Annotated in this window: 16 protein-coding genes; 12 read left to right on the top strand and 4 right to left on the bottom strand. The window is 70.5% G+C overall.

The window, feature by feature from the left end:
* Positions 1–13 precede the first annotated feature (13 nt).
* From IWX89_RS00295 to IWX89_RS00335, 9 genes are all read left to right on the top strand, one after another.
* Positions 14–892, top strand: a complete 879-nt coding sequence (locus tag IWX89_RS00295; RefSeq protein WP_196901610.1) for a nitrilase-related carbon-nitrogen hydrolase — start codon at positions 14–16, stop codon at positions 890–892.
* A gap of 23 nt (positions 893–915) precedes the next feature.
* Complete coding sequence (hydA, locus tag IWX89_RS00300; RefSeq protein WP_196901611.1) at positions 916–2,364, top strand: dihydropyrimidinase; 1,449 nt, start codon at positions 916–918, stop codon at positions 2,362–2,364.
* A gap of 13 nt (positions 2,365–2,377) precedes the next feature.
* On the top strand, positions 2,378–3,394 hold the full coding sequence (locus IWX89_RS00305) for a TIGR03842 family LLM class F420-dependent oxidoreductase (RefSeq protein WP_196901612.1): 1,017 nt from the start codon (positions 2,378–2,380) through the stop codon (positions 3,392–3,394).
* Positions 3,391–4,296, top strand: a complete 906-nt coding sequence (locus tag IWX89_RS00310; RefSeq protein WP_196901613.1) for an ABC transporter permease — start codon at positions 3,391–3,393, stop codon at positions 4,294–4,296. The genes IWX89_RS00305 and IWX89_RS00310 overlap by 4 nt, the downstream gene beginning before the upstream one ends.
* Positions 4,293–5,150 carry an ABC transporter ATP-binding protein gene (locus IWX89_RS00315; protein ID WP_196901614.1) on the top strand — a complete coding sequence of 286 codons (858 nt, stop codon included), beginning with the start codon at positions 4,293–4,295 and terminating at the stop codon, positions 5,148–5,150. Before IWX89_RS00310 ends, IWX89_RS00315 begins: the two co-directional genes overlap by 4 nt.
* Complete coding sequence (locus IWX89_RS00320; protein ID WP_307836292.1) at positions 5,147–5,971, top strand: ABC transporter permease subunit; 825 nt, start codon at positions 5,147–5,149, stop codon at positions 5,969–5,971. Before IWX89_RS00315 ends, IWX89_RS00320 begins: the two co-directional genes overlap by 4 nt.
* 84 nt (positions 5,972–6,055) lie before the next feature.
* On the top strand, positions 6,056–7,207 hold the full coding sequence (locus IWX89_RS00325; RefSeq protein ID WP_196901615.1) for an ABC transporter substrate-binding protein: 1,152 nt from the start codon (positions 6,056–6,058) through the stop codon (positions 7,205–7,207).
* A 112-nt stretch (positions 7,208–7,319) separates the two neighbouring features.
* The gene (locus tag IWX89_RS00330) at positions 7,320–8,645 is read left to right on the top strand and encodes an aspartate aminotransferase family protein (RefSeq protein WP_374220477.1); all 1,326 of its coding nucleotides are present in this window, start codon (positions 7,320–7,322) and stop codon (positions 8,643–8,645) included.
* Between the two features lie 53 nt (positions 8,646–8,698).
* A complete protein-coding gene (locus tag IWX89_RS00335; RefSeq protein ID WP_196901617.1) occupies positions 8,699–10,198 on the top strand; it encodes a CoA-acylating methylmalonate-semialdehyde dehydrogenase in 1,500 nt (499 codons plus the stop codon).
* A 41-nt stretch (positions 10,199–10,239) separates the two neighbouring features.
* Here IWX89_RS00335 and IWX89_RS00340 read toward each other — a convergent pair whose 3' ends face one another.
* Positions 10,240–11,205 carry a LysR family transcriptional regulator gene (locus IWX89_RS00340; protein WP_231382735.1) on the bottom strand — a complete coding sequence of 322 codons (966 nt, stop codon included), beginning with the start codon at positions 11,203–11,205 and terminating at the stop codon, positions 10,240–10,242.
* A gap of 115 nt (positions 11,206–11,320) precedes the next feature.
* Between IWX89_RS00340 and IWX89_RS18710 the strand changes: the two genes are divergently transcribed.
* The 3 genes from IWX89_RS18710 (at position 11,321) to IWX89_RS00350 (ending at position 13,841) form a co-directional block, all read left to right on the top strand.
* On the top strand, positions 11,321–11,443 hold the full coding sequence (locus IWX89_RS18710; RefSeq protein ID WP_255453676.1) for a hypothetical protein: 123 nt from the start codon (positions 11,321–11,323) through the stop codon (positions 11,441–11,443).
* A gap of 65 nt (positions 11,444–11,508) precedes the next feature.
* The gene (gene pyrE / locus IWX89_RS00345) at positions 11,509–12,057 is read left to right on the top strand and encodes an orotate phosphoribosyltransferase (RefSeq protein WP_196901618.1); all 549 of its coding nucleotides are present in this window, start codon (positions 11,509–11,511) and stop codon (positions 12,055–12,057) included.
* Complete coding sequence (locus IWX89_RS00350) at positions 12,057–13,841, top strand: hypothetical protein (RefSeq protein ID WP_196901619.1); 1,785 nt, start codon at positions 12,057–12,059, stop codon at positions 13,839–13,841. Before pyrE ends, IWX89_RS00350 begins: the two co-directional genes overlap by 1 nt.
* Positions 13,842–13,857: 16 nt before the next feature.
* Here the strand turns inward: IWX89_RS00350 and IWX89_RS00355 are convergent, their stop codons facing one another.
* The 3 genes from IWX89_RS00355 to IWX89_RS00365 are packed head-to-tail and all read right to left on the bottom strand — an operon-like array spanning position 13,858 to position 16,649.
* Positions 13,858–14,658: an HAD-IIA family hydrolase gene (locus IWX89_RS00355; protein WP_196901620.1), complete on the bottom strand. Its 801-nt coding sequence runs from the start codon at positions 14,656–14,658 to the stop codon at positions 13,858–13,860.
* A gap of 52 nt (positions 14,659–14,710) precedes the next feature.
* Positions 14,711–15,370 carry a metal-dependent transcriptional regulator gene (locus IWX89_RS00360; protein ID WP_196901621.1) on the bottom strand — a complete coding sequence of 220 codons (660 nt, stop codon included), beginning with the start codon at positions 15,368–15,370 and terminating at the stop codon, positions 14,711–14,713.
* A gap of 13 nt (positions 15,371–15,383) precedes the next feature.
* Positions 15,384–16,649 (bottom strand): Nramp family divalent metal transporter, encoded by a 1,266-nt coding sequence (locus tag IWX89_RS00365; protein ID WP_196901622.1) that lies wholly within the window; start codon positions 16,647–16,649, stop codon positions 15,384–15,386.
* Positions 16,650–16,767 lie beyond the last annotated feature (118 nt).

The following is a 16,767-nucleotide window of genomic DNA, read 5'->3' on the forward strand; positions in this document are numbered from 1 at the left end:
TGTGGAGGCAAGGATGACCGGGGACACCAGCACCACCGACGGCCGCGCAATCGTGCGGGCCGCCATCACCCAGACCGACTGGACCGGCGACCAGGAGTCGATGATCGCCAAGCACGAGGGATTCGTGCGCACGGCGGCCGAGGCCGGCGTGCAGGTGATCTGCTTCCAGGAGCTCTTCCACGGGCCGTACTTCGGCATCGTGCAGGACCCGAAGTACTACGACTACGCCCAGAGCGTGCCCGGCCCGTTGGTCGAGCGATTCCAGAAACTCGCCGCGGAGCACAAAATGGTGATCGTGCTCCCCGTCTACGAGGAGGAGCAGCCCGGCGTGCTCTACAACACCGCCGCCGTGATCGACGCCGACGGCAGCTACCTCGGCAAGTACCGCAAGCACCACATCCCGCACCTGCCCCAGTTCTGGGAGAAGTTCTACTTCCGCCCCGGCAACGGCGACTACCCCGTCTTCGACACCATGGTCGGCCGCATCGGCGTCTACATCTGCTATGACCGGCACTTCCCCGAGGGTTGGCGGGTGCTCGGCCTGAACGGCGCCGAGATCGTCTTCAACCCCTCGGCCACCAAGCCCGGCCTCTCCAACCGGCTCTGGGAGCTCGAGCAGCCGGCCGCCGCGGTCGCCAACCAGTACTACATCGGCGCGAACAACCGCATCGGCACCGAGAGCCGCGAGTTCGGCGACGAGGCGGTCACCTTCTACGGCAGCTCCTACTTCGTCGACCCGCGCGGCAATTACGTCGGCGAGGTGGCGTCGACGGATGCCACGGAGATCGTCATCCGCGACCTCGACCTCGGCGTCATCCGCGAGGTGCGCAACTCGTGGCAGTTCTACCGCGACCGCCGCCCCGACTCCTACGAGCCGATCGTCGAACCCTGAGCCCGGCCGAATAGGAGCGCACCATGACGACAACCCTCATCACCGGCGGCACCGTTGTGACTTCGACCGGCCGGTCCAGAGCCGACGTGCTCATCGATGGCGAGACGATCGCCGCAGTGCTGGCTCCCGGATCCCGGCTGCTCGGCGCCGACCTGGCCTCCGGCGCCGACCGGGTGATCGACGCGACCGGCAAGTACGTGATCCCGGGCGGGATCGACGCGCACACCCACATGCAGCTGCCGTTCGGCGGCACCGCGGCATCCGACACCTTCGAGACCGGCACCCGCGCGGCCGCGTGGGGCGGAACCACCACGATCATCGACTTCGCGGTGCAGAGCTACGGCCAGCGCGTCTTCGACGGCCTCGCCGCGTGGCACGAGAAGGCCGCCGGCAACTGCGCGATCGACTATGCGTTCCACCAGATCATCGGCGACCTCAACGCGGATTCCCTGCAGGCGATGGACGGGCTGCTCGCCGAGGGGGTCTCCAGCTTCAAACTGTTCATGGCCTACCCGGGCGTCTTCTACTCGGATGACGCGCAGATCCTCAAGGCGATGCAGAAGTCGGCCGAGACCGGGCTGATGACCATGATGCACGCCGAGAACGGGCCGGCGATCGACGTGCTCGTCGGCCAGCTGCTGGCAGGCGGCAAGACCGACCCGTACTACCACGGCGTCGCCCGGGCCTGGCAGCTCGAGGAGGAGGCCACCCACCGCGCGATCATGCTCGCCAATCTCACTGGGGCGCCGCTCTACGTGGTGCACGTCAGCGCCAAACAGGCCGTCGCCCAGCTCGCGGCCGCCCGCGACAACGGCCAGAACGTGTTCGGCGAGACCTGCCCGCAATACCTCTATCTCTCCCTCGAGGAGAACCTCGGCGCCCCCGGCTTCGAGGGTGCCAAATGGGTGTGCTCGACCCCGCTGCGCTCCCGGGCCGAGGGGCACCAGGAACACCTCTGGCAGAGCCTGCGCACGAACGACCTGCAACTGGTCTCCACCGACCACTGCCCGTTCTGCATGAAGGGCCAGAAGGATTTGGGCCTCGGCGACTTCTCCAAGATCCCGAACGGGATCGGCTCGGTCGAGCACCGCCTCGACCTGCTCTACCAGGGCGTGGTCAGCGGCCGGATCTCACTCGAACGCTGGGTCGAGATCACCTCCACCACCCCGGCGCGCATGTTCGGCCTCTACGGGAAGAAGGGTGTGATCCAGCCGGGGGCGGATGCCGACATCGTCGTGTACGACCCCGCCGGCCACACCTCCATCGGCTATGGAACCGATGAGAACGGCGAGCCGACGGGCCGCAGCCACCACATGAACATGGACCATTCGGCCTGGGAGGGCTACGAGATCGACGGCCACGTCGACATCGTGCTCTCCCGCGGAAAGGTCGTCATCGCCGAGAACTCCTACCTCGGGGCCAAGGGCGACGGCCGGTTCGTCAAGCGCGGCCTGAGCCAGTACCTCATCTAGGGCAGGGGACAGCATGGATTTCGGAGCAGTACTCCAGACCAACCCGCCGTCGGCCCGCGTCGTGCAACTCGCCCAGCTCGCCGAGGTGCACGGCTTCAGCCACGTCTGGACCTTCGACTCGCACCTGCTCTGGCAGGAGCCCTATGTGATCCACAGCCGCATCCTCGCCGAGACCCGCAGGATCATGGTCGGCCCCATGGTCACCAACCCGGCCACCAGGGACTGGACCGTGACGGCGTCGACCTACGCCACCCTGAACGAGATGTACGGCAACCGCACCATCTGCGGCATCGGCCGCGGCGACTCCGCGGTGCGGGTCACCAACGGGGCGCCCACCACGCTGAAGACGTTGCGCGAATCGATCCATGTCATCCGTGAACTGGCGAATTCGCGCTCGGTGGAGCACAACGGCGCCACCCTCCGGTTCCCGTGGAGCACGGGGTCCAGCCTCGAGGTGTGGGTGGCCGCCTACGGGCCGCTCGCGCTCAAGCTCGCCGGAGAGGTCGGCGACGGCTTCATCCTGCAGATGGCCGACCTCGACGTGGCCGAGTGGATGATCGGCACCGTGCGGAAGGCCGCGGCGAACGTGGGACGCGACCCGGAGTCGATCAGGTTCTGCGTCGCCGCGCCGATGTACATCGGCGACGACTGGGAGCACATGCGCAACCAGTGCCGCTGGTTCGGCGGCATGGTCGGCAACCACGTCGCCGACATCGTCGCCAAGTACGGCACCGACTCCCACGTGCCCAAGGCCCTCACCGACTACATCGCCGGCCGTAGCGGCTACGACTACAACCAGCACGGCCGCGCCGGCAACGCGCACGCCGACTTCGTGCCCGACGAGATCGTGGACCGGTTCTGCCTGCTCGGCACGTCGAAGGACCACATCGAGAAGCTGCAGGCCCTCAAGGAGCTCGGGGTCGACCAGTTCGCCGGCTACCTCCAGCACGACAACAAGGAGGAGACCCTGCGGGTTTACGGGGAGACCGTGATCCCTGCCCTCACCGATCCCATCGTGGCGAAGCTATGACCACGCCCACCACGCCCCGGCCCCGCCGCGGACCGCTTCCCGCCCGCCGGTTCGTCGTCGGCGCGCTTGGGCTGGTGCTGCTCGCCGGGCTCTGGGAGCTCTACAAGCTGCTCGGCCCGGCGGACGGCGTCGTGGTCGCCGGCGTCACCGTGCTGCCGCGCACCAGCGACCTGGCCATGCCGCACCTCTGGGTGATGGCCGGGCGGGCGCTCGAACCGGTCACCGGCGCGGGCAACGCGGCGCCGCTCTGGCAGGCCGTCGTCGACGCCTCCCTGTTCACCCTCGGCATCTCCGCGGTCGGCTGGCTCGTCGGCGTCACCGTCGGCCTCGCGCTGGCGCTCCTGATGCAGCGGTTCCGGCTGGCCGAGGCGGCCGTGCTGCCCTGGATCATCCTCAGCCAGACCGTGCCCCTGATCGCCCTGGCTCCGCTCGTGCGGCGCTGGGGAACCCAGATCCAGTTCGGCGCGTTCAGCTGGGAGAGCTGGATGTCGGTGGCCCTGATCGCCTCCTACCTCGCCTTCTTCCCGGTCTCGGTCGGCGCCCTCCGGGGCCTCGGCTCGCCCGACGCCAACCACGTCGACCTGATGCACTGCTACTCCGCCGGCTGGTGGAAGACCCTCTGGCGGCTGCGGCTGCCGGCGAGCGTCGGCTACCTGCTGCCCGCGTTGCGCCTCGCCGCGGCCAGCGCCGTGATCGGCAGCGTCGTCGCCGAGGTGTCGATCGGGCTGCGCGGCGGCATCGGCCGGATGATCGTCGAATACGCCGGCGCGGCCGGCGGCGACCCAGGCAAACCGTGGGCGCCGATCTTCGGCTCGGTGCTCGTCGGGCTCGTCGCCGCCGGGTTCGTCGGGCTGATCGGGCTCGGCCTCCGCCGGTTCCGGCGCGGGGAGGTCGCGGCATGAGCGCGCCGGAAGCGATCCCGGAACCGGCCCCGGTGCACGGCAAAGCCGCGAGCCTGGCCGTGGACGTGCGCGGGGTGAGCCGCGTGTTCGCCGGCCGGAAGGGGGCATCCGTCACGGCCCTCGACTCCGTCGGCCTCACCGTGGAGCCCGGCGAGTTCGTCTCGCTGATCGGCCCGAGCGGCTGCGGCAAGAGCACCCTGCTGCGGCTGATCGCCGACCTCGACACCCCGACCACAGGCGAGATCCGGGTCTTCGGCAAACCGGCCAGGCAGGCCAGGATCGACCAGGACTACGGCATCGCCTTCCAGCAGGCCGGACTGCTGCCCTGGCGCACCGTCAGCGGGAACATCGAACTGCCGCTCGAACTGCACGGCGCCGGCCGGGCGGCCCGTCGCGCCCGCGCGGCCGAGCTGATCGAGCTGGTCGGGCTGTCGGAGTTCGCCGGCCACTACCCCGACCAGCTCTCCGGCGGCATGCAGCAGCGGGTGGCGATCGCCCGGTCGCTGGCGGAGAGCCCGAGCCTGCTGCTGATGGACGAACCGTTCGGCGCGCTCGACGAGATGACCCGGGAGCGGATGCAGAACGAACTCGTGCGGATCTGCGCAGAGACGAGCGCCGCCGTGGTGTTCGTCACCCACTCCATTCCCGAAGCCGTCTTCCTCTCCAACCGGGTCGTCGTTCTGGAGCCGCGGCCGGGCCGCATCCGGGATGTCCTCCGGGTCGGCCTCGGCGAGACCGGGGCGCGCGGCGAGACCCTGCGCGAGGATGAGGAGTTCTTCCACGTCGTCAGCCAGGTGCGCGAGCTGCTGCACGGTGAGGCCCCGGCCGGGGCGAGGGGGGTCGAGGCCCGGTGAGCCAGGCATCCGTTCGGCAGGGCGGCGCCGGCCAGACCGGCCAGACCGGCCAGACCGGCCAGGCCGGCGGGCCGGTGCGCACCGTGCTGGCGCCGGTCCTGCTGGGCGTGGCCGTCGTGCTGCTCTGGCAGGGGGCGGTCACCCTGCTCGCCATCAAGCCGTTCATCCTGCCCGGGCCGCTGACGATCGCCGACCAGTTCGGCGCGAACCTGCAGAACGTGGCCAACGGGATGCTCGCCACCGGCCGGAACGCCCTCATCGGACTCCTGATCGGCACCGTGCTCGGGGTGCTGCTCGCGATCCTCGCCGCGCTCGTGCGCCTGCTCGACGAAATGGCCGCGCCGATCGTCGCCGCCATCGCGGTCGTGCCGATCGTGGCGCTGGCCCCCGTGCTCTACACGATGTACGGCGCCGGTGCCGAAACTGCCCGGCAGTTCGTGGCGGCGCTCGCCGTGTTCGTGCCCGTGTACTTCAACACCCTCAAGGGGCTCCGGCAGGTGCGCCCCGTGCACCGCGACCTGATGCGGTCGTATGCGGCCAGCAACTGGCAGGCCACCCGCACCGTGACCCTGCCGACCGCGCTGCCGTTCGTGTTCACCGGTCTGCGGATCGCCTCCTCGCTTGCCGTCATCTCGGCGCTGATCGCCGAGTACTTCGGCGGCCCGGTCGGCGGCCTCGGCAAATCGATCACCTCGTCGGCGTCGAGCAGCAACTACGGGCTGGCCTGGGCGTACGTGCTGGGCTCGATCCTGCTCGGCCTCCTCTTCTATTCGGCAGCGCTCATCGTCGAGAAGCTCGTCAGCCGCCGGTCCGGCGGATAGGCGTCCGCCGCGTGCGCGCGACGGTCGATGCACCACGATGCACCATCCACAACACAGCCAGGCAACCATTTCACGGAGGTAGACATGAAACACAGCACACGATGGCTGGGCACGATGGGCGCCCTCGCCGCCACCAGCGCCCTCGTCCTCACCGGCTGCAGCACCGGGACCGCGTCGACGACGGCGACCTCGGGTTCCGGCGGGGACCTCGTCCCGATCACCCTGCAGCTGCAGTGGGTCGCCCAGGCCCAGTTCGCCGGCTACTACGCGGCCGTCGACCAGGGCTTCTACAAGGATGAGGGCCTCGACGTCACGATCGCCGAGGGCGCCGCGGACATCGTGCCGCAGGACGTCCTCGCAGCCGGCGACGCCGACTACGCCATCTCCTGGGTGCCCAAGGTGCTCGGCTCGATCGAGCAGGGCGCCAACATCACCGACGTCGCCCAGATCTTCGAACGCAGCGCCACCACCCAGATCTCGTTCAAGGACAAGGGCATCACCTCGCCCGCCGACCTCAACGGCAAGAACGTCGGCAGCTGGGGCTACGGCAACGAGTGGGAGCTCTTCGCCGGCATGCAGAAGAGCGGGGTGCAGGTGGGCGACATCAACCTCGTGCAGCAGGCCTTCGACATGAACGGGTTCCTCTCCGGGGACATCGACGCGGCCCAGGCCATGACCTACAACGAATACGCCCAGGTGCTCGAGACGAAGAACCCGAAAACGGGCGAGCTCTACCAGCCGTCCGACCTCAACGTGATCGACTGGAACAAGGAGGGCACGGCCATGCTGCAGGATGCGATCTGGGCCGACGCCGGCAAGCTCGCCTCCGACAAGGACTATGCCGCCAACACGGTCAAGTTCATCAAGGCGTCGATCAAGGGCTGGATCTACGCGGCCACCGAACCGGAGAAGGCGGCCGGGATCGTCACCGCGGCCGGGTCGCAGCTGCCGGCCGGACACCAGCTCTGGATGACCAACGAGGTCAACAAGCTGATCTGGCCGTCCACGAACGGGGTCGGCCTGATCGATGCGGCCGCCTGGAAGAACACCGTCGACATCGCGATGAACACCAAGAACGAGACCGGCGCCACCATCATCACCGCCGAACCGCCCAAGACGGCGTACTCGAATGAGTACGTGCAGAAGGCGCTCGACGAGCTGAAGGCGGACGGCGTCGACGTGATGGGCGCCGACTGGAAGCCCATCACGGTCACCCTCACCGAGGGCGGCAAGTAGGCTCGCCCCACCGCCTCTCCTGCTGAGGCCGGGTGGTCCACCGGACCGCCCGGCCCAGCTCCCCGTCCTCCACACAACGCATCTCCTTCACTCAACGCAGAGAAAGAACACGATATTCGTGAATGACACCACCGCCGCCAGCCTGAACGACGCCGCCTACGAGCTGGACCGGGCCTACGTCTTCCACTCCTGGTCGGCGCAGGCCGCCCTCGCACCGCTCGTGATCGCGGGCGGAAAGGGGTCCCGGGTCTGGGACTACGACGGGCGCAGCTACCTGGACTTCTCCAGCCAGCTCGTCAACGTGAACATCGGCCACCAGCATCCGGCCGTCACCCAGGCGATCATCGACCAGGCCGGCACCCTCGCCACCGTCGCGCCGTCGACCGCGAACCTCATGCGCGGCGAGGCCGCCAAGCGCATCGTCGACCGCGCCCCGGCCCGCTTCAACAAGGTCTTCTTCACCAACGGCGGGGCGGATGCGATCGAGAACGCGATCCGGATGGCCCGGCTGCACACCGGCCGGGACAAGGTGCTCTCCACCTACCGCTCGTACCACGGCAACACCGGCGCGGCCATCGTGGCGACCGGCGACTGGCGGCGCATCCCGAACGAATTCGCGCGCGGGCACGTGCACTTCTTCGGCCCCTACCTCTACCGCAGCGAGTTCTGGGCGACGACGCCCGAGCAGGAGTCGGAGCGTGCGCTGCGCCACCTCGAGCGCATGATCCAGAGCGAGGGGCCGGGCACGATCGCGGCCGTGCTGCTCGAGTCGATCCCCGGCACGGCCGGGGTGCTCATGCCGCCGCCCGGGTACCTGGCCGGGGTGCGCGCGCTCTGCGACCGCTACGGGATCCTCCTGATCCTGGACGAGGTGATGGCCGGCTTCGGCCGCACCGGGCGGTGGTTCGCCTTCGACGGTTTCGACGTGACCCCCGACCTGATCACCTTCGCCAAGGGCGTCAACTCCGGCTACGTGCCCACCGGCGGGGTGATCATCTCCGAGTCGATCGCGAACGACTTCGAGACCACCGTCTTCCCCGGCGGACTCACCTACAGCGGGCATCCGCTGGCGATGGCGTCGATCGTGGCCGCCCTCGACGCCATGGAGAACGAGGGCATCGTCGCCAACGCGGCCCGGATCGGGCGAGACCGGCTCGCGCCGGGCCTCGCGGAACTGCAGGAGAAGCACCCGATCATCGGCGAGGTGCGCGGCGAGGGCGTGTTCTGGGCGCTGGAGCTCGTGGCCGACCGGGGCACCCGCGCACCGCTGAGCGGCGGCGTGATGGGCCGGATCAAGGCCGAGCTGCTCGCCCGCAACCTCCTGCCCTTCCTCGCCGACAACCGGATCCACGTCGTGCCGCCGTGCGTGGTCACCGACGACGAGGTCGCCGAGGCCCTGGCCATCTACGACGAGGTCCTCAGCCTCGACCTCATCTGACCTGCCCGCCGCCGGCTCCCCCACTCCCACTCGACGAAGAGAAACGAAGGACAATGACTGATCTGCCCTCAATCACCCACTGGATCGACGGGGCGCCGTTCGATGGAACCTCGACCCGCACCGCGCCGGTCTTCAACCCCGCACTCGGCGCCGTCGCCAAGCACGTGCGCCTGGCCGGCGCCGTCGACGTCGACACCGCCGTCGCCTCCGCCCAGGCCGCCTACCCGGCGTGGCGGGACACCTCCCAGGCCCGGCGGCAGGGCGTCATGTTCACCTTCCGCGAGCTGCTCAACGCGCGCAAGGGCGAGCTGGCCGACATCCTCACCGCCGAACACGGCAAGGTGACCGCGGATGCCCTCGGCGAGATCGCTCGCGGGCTCGAGGTCGTCGAATTCGCCCTCGGCATGCCGCACCTGACCAAGGGCGAGTACTCGGAGAACGTGTCGACCGGTGTCGACGTGTACACGCTGCGCCAGCCGCTCGGCGTCGTGGGAATCATCAGCCCGTTCAACTTCCCGGCGATGGTGCCGCTGTGGTTCTTCCCGATCGCGATCGCCGCCGGCAACACCGTGGTGCTCAAGCCGAGCGAGAAGGACCCGTCGGCGTCGAACTGGATGGCCGCCCTGATGACCGAGGCCGGCCTGCCCGCCGGGGTGCTCAATGTCGTGCACGGCGACAAGGAGGCGGTCGACGCCCTGCTCGTGCACCCCGACGTGCAGGCGATCTCGTTCGTCGGCTCCACCCCGATCGCCAAGTACATCTACGAGACCGCGGCGCACCACGGCAAGCGCGTGCAGGCCCTCGGCGGCGCCAAGAACCACATGCTGGTGCTGCCGGACGCCGACCTCGACCTGGCCGCGGATGCCGCGGTCAACGCCGGTTTCGGCTCGGCCGGTGAGCGGTGCATGGCGATCAGCGTCGTGGTGGCCGTCGAACCGGTCGCCGACGCGCTGGTCGCGAAGATCACCGAGCGGTTGAAGGGGCTCAGGGTCGGCGACGGCATGCGCGGCTGCGACATGGGGCCGTTGATCACCAGTGCGCACCGGGACAAGGTCGCCTCCTACATCGACGTGGCCCGCACCGACGGCGCCGAGGTCGTCGTGGACGGGCGCGGCATCGAGGTGGACGGCGACGCATCCGGCTTCTGGCTCGGCCCGACCCTGTTCGACCGGGTCGATACCGACTCGGATGTCTATCTCGACGAGATCTTCGGCCCGGTGCTCTCGATCGTGCGGGTCGGCAGCTACACCGAGGGGCTCAACCTGATCAACCGGAGCCGCTACGGCAACGGCACCGCGATCTTCACCAACGACGGCGGCGCGGCCCGGCGCTTCCAGAACGAGGTGCAGGTCGGCATGGTCGGCATCAACGTGCCGATCCCGGTGCCGGTGGCGTACCACTCGTTCGGTGGCTGGAAGGACTCCCTCTTCGGCGACGCGAAGGCATACGGGCCGGCCGGGATCGCGTTCTACACCCGGGAGAAGGCCATCACCAGCCGCTGGCTCGACCCCAGCCACGGCGGCATCAACCTCGGCTTCCCCCAGAACGCCTAGCCCGCCCTCCGCCTGCCCCCCCCTCCCGCGCGCGATGGCGGTCAAGGGGTGGCGTGCGGCGGCGCGGTGGCCGAGGTGTGCTCGGCCTGCACCCGCTCGGCCTCGGCCCGCAGCACGTCGACGACCGTGCGCACCGCGAGGCGCTCGGCCCGGTCGGGGCGCATCAGCGCCACGATCTGCCGCTCGGCGTCGACCCCGCGCAGCGGCTTGAGCACGAGCTTGCCCGGCTGGTCGCCACCCCAGGTGTAGCGCGGCACGAGCGCAATGCCCAGGCCCGCCATCACGAACGCCTCGATCAGCCGCATGTCCGCGAAACGCTGCGCCACCAGCGCCTGCCCGGCGCCCTGCTGTTCGATCTGGTGCAGGATGCGTTCGAACGGGTAGCCGTCCGGTGCGCCGATCCAGGTCTCGCCGACCACGTCGGCCGGCCCGATCCAGGCACGGGAGGCCAGGCGGTGGTCGGCCGGCAGCCCCACGTCGAGCGGCTCGGTCATCAGCGGGACCACGGTCAGTCCCCGCCCGCCCCAGGGCAGCTGGCCGCGCAGGCTGTAGGCGAGCACGATGTCGAAGTCGGCGGTCAGCGCGGGGAAGTCGCTCAGCTCCGGGTCCTTGTCGGTGCAGTTCACGACCAGGCCCGGCACCGACGCGATCTGCCGCAGCGCGCCCGGTAGCAGCATCTCGCCCGCGGTCGGGAACGTCACCAGGCTCACCTCGCCGGTGGCGTGGTTGCGGAACTCGTCCCACACCGCGTTCGCCCGGGCGAGGGCGACGGCGACATCGGTCGCACTGCGGGCCAGCGCGCGTCCGGCATCCGTCAGGATCAGGCCACGCCCACTGCGTTCGGTGAGCGGCAAACCGGCCTCCCGCTCGAGCACCTTGAGCTGCTGCGACACCGCCGATGGCGTGCGGTGGGTGGCCCGCGCGACCTCGGTGATGCTGCGGCGTTCGGCCAGTTCCCTGAGCAATTCGAGCCTCTGCACATCCATGTAGCTAAGCTTCACACTCATTGCAGAACAATGCGATTGTGCTGCACTGTCAATAGTGGTCGAATTAACACGTCGAACTCGTGCAATGGTGCCTCCGTCTCCCCGACATCAACCTCCATTCACGAAAGGTACGACCGTGTTCGTTCTCCTCGCCGTTCTCGTTCTCATTGTTCTCTCCTCCGCTGCGGCCGTCGTCGTCGACGTGCAGAAGGACGGCTACCGTCGTCTCCCCGAGCGCAAGCTCGTCCGCAGCTTCTGAAGCGTCGGAACGCCCGCCGGGAACCCCGCGGGCCCGCATAGCGGCCGATGGCCTAAAGTTGGACTGTGAAAGACACTCGCCAGCAGCTCATCGACCACATCTCGGCCGAGGCCGTCTTCCACGGTGATTTCACCCTCACCAGCGGCAAGAAGGCCACGTACTACGTCGACCTCCGCAAGGTGAGCCTCGACCACCGGGTCGCCCCGCTGATCGGTCAGGTCATGCTCGATCTCATCGCTGAGATCCCTGACGTGGCCGCCGTCGGCGGGATGACCATGGGCGCCGACCCCGTCGCCGCCGCGATCCTGCACCAGGGGGTCGCCCGCGGTCTCGCCTACGACGCCTTCGTCGTGCGCAAGGAACCCAAGGACCACGGCCGCGGCCGCCAGGTCGAGGGTCCCGACCTGGCCGGCAAACGCGTGATCGTGCTCGAAGACACCTCCACGACCGGCGGTTCCCCGCTGGCCGCGATCGAGGCGCTGAAGAAAGTCGGCGCCATCATCGCCGGCGTCGCCGTGGTCGTCGACCGTGACACCGGCGCGCGCGAAGTGATCGAGGCCGCCGGCTACCCGTATTACGCCGCCATCGGCCTTGAGGACCTGGGGCTGCGCTGATGCCCGACAAGGACGGACAGGGCGAAGACGGAGTCGACTGGCTCGCCTCCCAACTCGGCGGCGGAGCCAAACCGGCCAGCCCCGACGAGTTCGTTCCCCGCAAGGGCACGCCCCGCCGGCCGAAGGACACCCCCGCCGAGCCTGCGGCGCCCGCTGACGGCGGCCCGAAGCCGGCCGGCTTCCTCTGGGGCCTGAGGCCCACCACCGAGACAGACCCCCACCTGGCGTCGACGGATGCCGCAACTCCCGCCGCCACGCCGGCCGCCGCCGCCATGCCGCCCGCCTCCGCGCCCGTCCCGGCCGACGCGGCGCCGCGTCCCGCCCGCGCCGCCGAGCCCGGCGCCGGCCATCGGGCCGAGCCGCTCACCCCTGCGCAGCCGGCGGACCTCACACCCGCGGCCCTGAGCCCCGCCCGGACCGCCGGGCACACCCCGGCAGCGCCCGAAGCCGACGTCCGTCCCGAGGCGCCCGCGCCCGAATCGCCCGCCGCCGCACCGGCCGCCCCCGCCGTGCCGACGCGCTCGGAGGTCGACCTCGAGCCTGCGCCGTGGTGGACGACCCCGGCCCAGTCCCCACTCGTGCCGACCACCGAGGAGGCCGCCGACGCGCTCAGGGCGGGCGCCCACGCCGCGCCGGTTGCCGCGACGCCGCCCCCGCTGCCGATCCCCGCCCCAGCCCCTGCCCCCGCGCTTCGGCGCTTCCGGGCGCGCGCCGCCGCACCTGCCCCGCTGGACGCCGAGCTCCCGGCCCCCGAGACCCCGGCCGGGACCCCGCCCGCCGCGGCTCCGGCGCCGCCCGTCGAGCCCGCGTCGCCCGTCGAACCCGCGCCGACAGTGGCGATGGCGACCCGGCCAGACCCGAGCCGGCCAGACCCGAGCCGGCCAGACCCGGCCCAACCAGGCGCGACCCCGGCCGACCTGACGACTCGCGCGATCGCCGAGCCCGAGGCAGACGAGCCCGAGGCGACCCTGCCCGAGGCAACCCTGCCCGGAGCGACCCTGCCCGCGACCCGCCAGACCCGCAGGCTCGCGAAGGCGGCCGCGACCGACCGGCCGGCGATGCCGGCCCCGGGTGCGGCACCGACCGTGGCCATTCCGGCGGGACCCGCGGCATCCGCCGGCCCGGCCGGCCCGGACGCCCCCGTTCGACGTCGCGGACCCGGCGGCCGGTCGCCGTCACGCCCGGGCGTTTTCGGTGGGCTGCCTCCCCGACTGGTCTGGATCGCCGGCGCCCTGCTCGCCGTGATCGTGCTCGTCGGCCTCTTCTTCCTCGGCCGGCAACTCGTCGGCGGCAACGCCCCGGCCGCTGTGGCCACGTCCAGCGCGGCCGCGACCCCGACCGCCACGCCGACTCCCACGGCCACGCCGGAGCCCACCGGCCCCCAGCCGGTCGGCGTGCACAAGTGGAACACCCTCTTCGGCGGCGAATGCCTGCAGCCGTACGTGTCGCCGTGGGAGGAGGACTTCACCGTCGCCGACTGCGCCGCCCCGCACGCCGCCCAGCTGGTCTACCGGGGGACCTTCCCCGGGGATGCCGCCGCCGCGTTCCCCGGTGAGGAAGCCCTGGCCTCGCAGATCAACCTGCTCTGCAGCGCGACCGGCGTGATCGACCTGGCCGCTGCCGCCGCGTTCGCCGACGTGCAGGTGCAGGGCAGCTACCCGATCACCGCGGAACAGTGGGCGAAGGGCCCGCACTACTACTACTACTACTGCTTCGTCAACCGGTCAGGCGGCGAGCCGCTCTCCAAGAGCGTGGCCGGCCCCGGGCCGGCCCCCGCCGGCTGACGAGGACCGTCCGCCCCTAGATCTCGTCCGAGAGCACCGGTTCGCGGGCGACGAGCTCGTGCACGCCCGAGATGATCTCGTCGGGGCGGAACGGGTAGCGGCGCACCTCGGCCTCGTCGCTGATGCCGGTCATCACCAGGATCGTGTGCAGCCCGGCCTCGATCCCGGCGACGATGTCGGTGTCCATCCGGTCGCCGATCATGGCCGTGTTCTCCGAGTGCGCGCCGATCTTGTTCATCGCCGAACGGAACATCATCGGGTTGGGTTTGCCGACGACATACGGCTCCATCCCGGTCGCCTTCGAGATGAGAGCGGCGATCGCGCCCGTCGCGGGCATCGGGCCGTCGGCGCTGGGGCCGGTCGCATCCGGGTTCGTCGCGATGAAGCGAGCGCCGGCCAGCAGCAGGCGGATCGCCTTGGTGATCGCCTCGAATGAGTAGTTGCGGGTCTCCCCGACGACGACATAGTCGGGGTTCGTCTCGGTCATGATGAAGCCGGCCTCGTGCAGGGCGGTCGTCAGGCCGACCTCGCCGATCACGAAGGCGGTGCCGCCCGGCGCCTGCGACTTGAGGAAGTCGGCGGTGGCGAGGGCGGAGGTCCAGATCCGCTCCTCCGGCACGATCAGGCCGGACGCACGGAGTCGGGCGCTCAGGTCTCGCGGTGTGAAGATGGAGTTGTTGGTCAGCACGAGGAACGGCGTCCCGGCATCGGTCCAGTTCTGGATCAGTTCGGCCGCACCGGGCAGCGGGCTGTTCTCGTGCACGAGCACGCCGTCCATGTCGGTGAGCCAGCATTCGATCTCGTCGCGGCGTGTCATTGGGCGCTCCTCAGGGTCGACCCAAGCCTAGCCGGGACGGGTTTCCGGGCGGTTACAGAGTCAGCCAGATCGATGCGGCGGCATCAGGGCGCAGAGAGCGGATGCGCCCGCCCGGCAGGCGCACCGCGCCCGCCTCGAGCACGGTCAGGGCGCTGCCCGGCCCGATCGATTCGGCGGCGAGGTCGCGCAGGATCCCCGGGTCGCGGTCGCTGATCCGCAGCACCGTCCCGGCGTGGCCGGGCGCGGCATCCGACAGCAGGATCGCGGGCACCCGCACCAGGCTGCCGTCGGCCGCCGGGATGAGGTCGCCGTGCGGGTCGGCGCCCGGGCGGCCGAGCCGCTCGTCGATCGCTTCGAGCAGCCGGTCGGAGAGCGCGTGCTCGAGTACTTCCGCCTCGTCGTGCACCTCGTCCCAGTCGTAGCCCATCTCGCGCACGAGCCAGGTTTCGACCAGGCGGTGCCGCCGCACCACCGCGCTCGCGCCGAGGAAACCCGCCCGGGTGAGCCGGAGCGGCCCGTACGGCACATGCGTGATCAGCCCGGCCGCGGCGAGCTTCTTCACCATCTCGGTGACGGATGACGGCGCCACCCCGAGGCGCGAGGCGAGCACCGAGGGGGTGATCGGCTCCGGCTGCCATTCGGTGTGGGCGTAGATGGTCTTGAGGTAGTCCTCCACAGCGGGGGTGGACAGTGCCTTGTGCTTTCTGGTCATCCGGTTCCCGGCCTCAGGCGCCGGTGAAGATCAGCACGAGCAGCACCACGTTCAGGGCGACGAGCAGCACGGCGGCGACGATGCCGGCGGCGGTGGTGAACCACCGGTTCGTGTAGTCGCCGAGCACGTCCCGGCGGGAGGTCAGCCAGATCAGGGGGATCAGCGCGAACGGGATGCCGAACGAGAGCACCACCTGGCTGAGCACGAGGGCGAGGGTCGGGTCGAAGCCCAGACCGAGGATGAGCAGGGCGGGGATGAGAGTGACCAGGCGGCGCAGCAGCAGAGGAACGCGGATGTGCAGCAGGCCGTGCATGATCTCCGCGCCGGCGTACGCGCCGACCGAGGTCGACGCGAGCCCGGACGCGAGCAGCCCCACCGCGAACAAGGTCGCGACGATGGGGCCGAGGTTCGCCTGCAGGGCGGCGTAGGCGCCGGGCAGGCTGTCCGTTCCGGGCGCGCCCTGCAGGGCGGACGCGGCGAGCAGGAGCAGGGCCAGGTTCACGGTGCCGGCGATCGCCATGGCGATCGAGACATCCCACCGGGTCGCCCAGAGCAGCCGGCGGGTCGCGGTCGGCCCGACGATGTCGGGGAACCGGTCCCGGGCCAGGGCCGAGTGGGCGTAGATCGCGTGCGGCATGATCGTGGCGCCCAAGATCGACGCGGCCAGGAGCACGGAGTTGGCGCCCTCGAACCGGGGCACCAGCCCGCCCGCGACCCCGGCGGCATCCGGCGGCGCGAAGAAGACGCCGGCGGTGAAGCCGACCGCGATGATCAGGAGCAGCGCCAGCACCACCCGTTCGAAGCTGCGCGGCCCGCGGCGGGTCTGCACCGTGAGCACGAGCATCGAGACGACGCCCGTGATGATCCCGCCGGCCAGCAGGGGCAGGCCGAACAGGAGATAGAGGGCGACCGCGCCGCCGATGATCTCGGCCAGGTCGGTGGCCATCGCCACCAGTTCTGCCTGCAGCCAGTACAGCCTCCGCCCGAGCGGCCTCCGCAGCCGCGCCCCGAGGATCTCCGGCAGGCTCGTGCCGGTGACGATCCCGAGCTTCGCCGAGAGGTACTGGATCAGCCAGGCCATCAGGTTGCCGGCGATGACCACCCAGACCAGCAGGTAGCCGAAGCGCGCCCCGGCCGTCATGTTGCTCGCGACATTGCCGGGGTCGAGGTAGGCCACCCCGGCCACGAGAGCGGGTCCGAGCAGCCAGATCAGGCGAGTGGATGCGACGGTGGCCGGTTTCGCGCCGACCGGCGCCTGCGCCGTCCCAGATTTAGGCATACCGAAATCATAGCCTCGCTGCCGCCGCGCAGTGCCCCGAGATCTGCCCTTTCGGTCGAGACCGACCCGCGCACCGGTCGGTCTCGACCGAAACGGCGGGTCTCGACGAAGGCGGGTG

Origin of the sequence: Cryobacterium sp. MP_M3 (assembly GCF_015752155.1) — a bacterium.
In the GTDB taxonomy this organism is placed as follows: Bacteria; Actinomycetota; Actinomycetes; order Actinomycetales; family Microbacteriaceae; genus Cryobacterium.

Coding starts and splice junctions, on each gene's coding strand:
- IWX89_RS00295 (WP_196901610.1), top strand. CDS start 14: ATGACCGGGGACACCAGCACCACCGACGGCCGCGCAATCGTGCGGGCC.
- hydA (WP_196901611.1), top strand. CDS start 916: ATGACGACAACCCTCATCACCGGCGGCACCGTTGTGACTTCGACCGGC.
- IWX89_RS00305 (WP_196901612.1), top strand. CDS start 2,378: ATGGATTTCGGAGCAGTACTCCAGACCAACCCGCCGTCGGCCCGCGTC.
- IWX89_RS00310 (WP_196901613.1), top strand. CDS start 3,391: ATGACCACGCCCACCACGCCCCGGCCCCGCCGCGGACCGCTTCCCGCC.
- IWX89_RS00315 (WP_196901614.1), top strand. CDS start 4,293: ATGAGCGCGCCGGAAGCGATCCCGGAACCGGCCCCGGTGCACGGCAAA.
- IWX89_RS00325 (WP_196901615.1), top strand. CDS start 6,056: ATGAAACACAGCACACGATGGCTGGGCACGATGGGCGCCCTCGCCGCC.
- IWX89_RS00335 (WP_196901617.1), top strand. CDS start 8,699: ATGACTGATCTGCCCTCAATCACCCACTGGATCGACGGGGCGCCGTTC.
- IWX89_RS00340 (WP_231382735.1), bottom strand. CDS start 11,205: ATGAGTGTGAAGCTTAGCTACATGGATGTGCAGAGGCTCGAATTGCTC.
- IWX89_RS00350 (WP_196901619.1), top strand. CDS start 12,057: ATGCCCGACAAGGACGGACAGGGCGAAGACGGAGTCGACTGGCTCGCC.
- IWX89_RS00355 (WP_196901620.1), bottom strand. CDS start 14,658: ATGACACGCCGCGACGAGATCGAATGCTGGCTCACCGACATGGACGGC.
- IWX89_RS00360 (WP_196901621.1), bottom strand. CDS start 15,370: ATGACCAGAAAGCACAAGGCACTGTCCACCCCCGCTGTGGAGGACTAC.
- IWX89_RS00365 (WP_196901622.1), bottom strand. CDS start 16,649: ATGCCTAAATCTGGGACGGCGCAGGCGCCGGTCGGCGCGAAACCGGCC.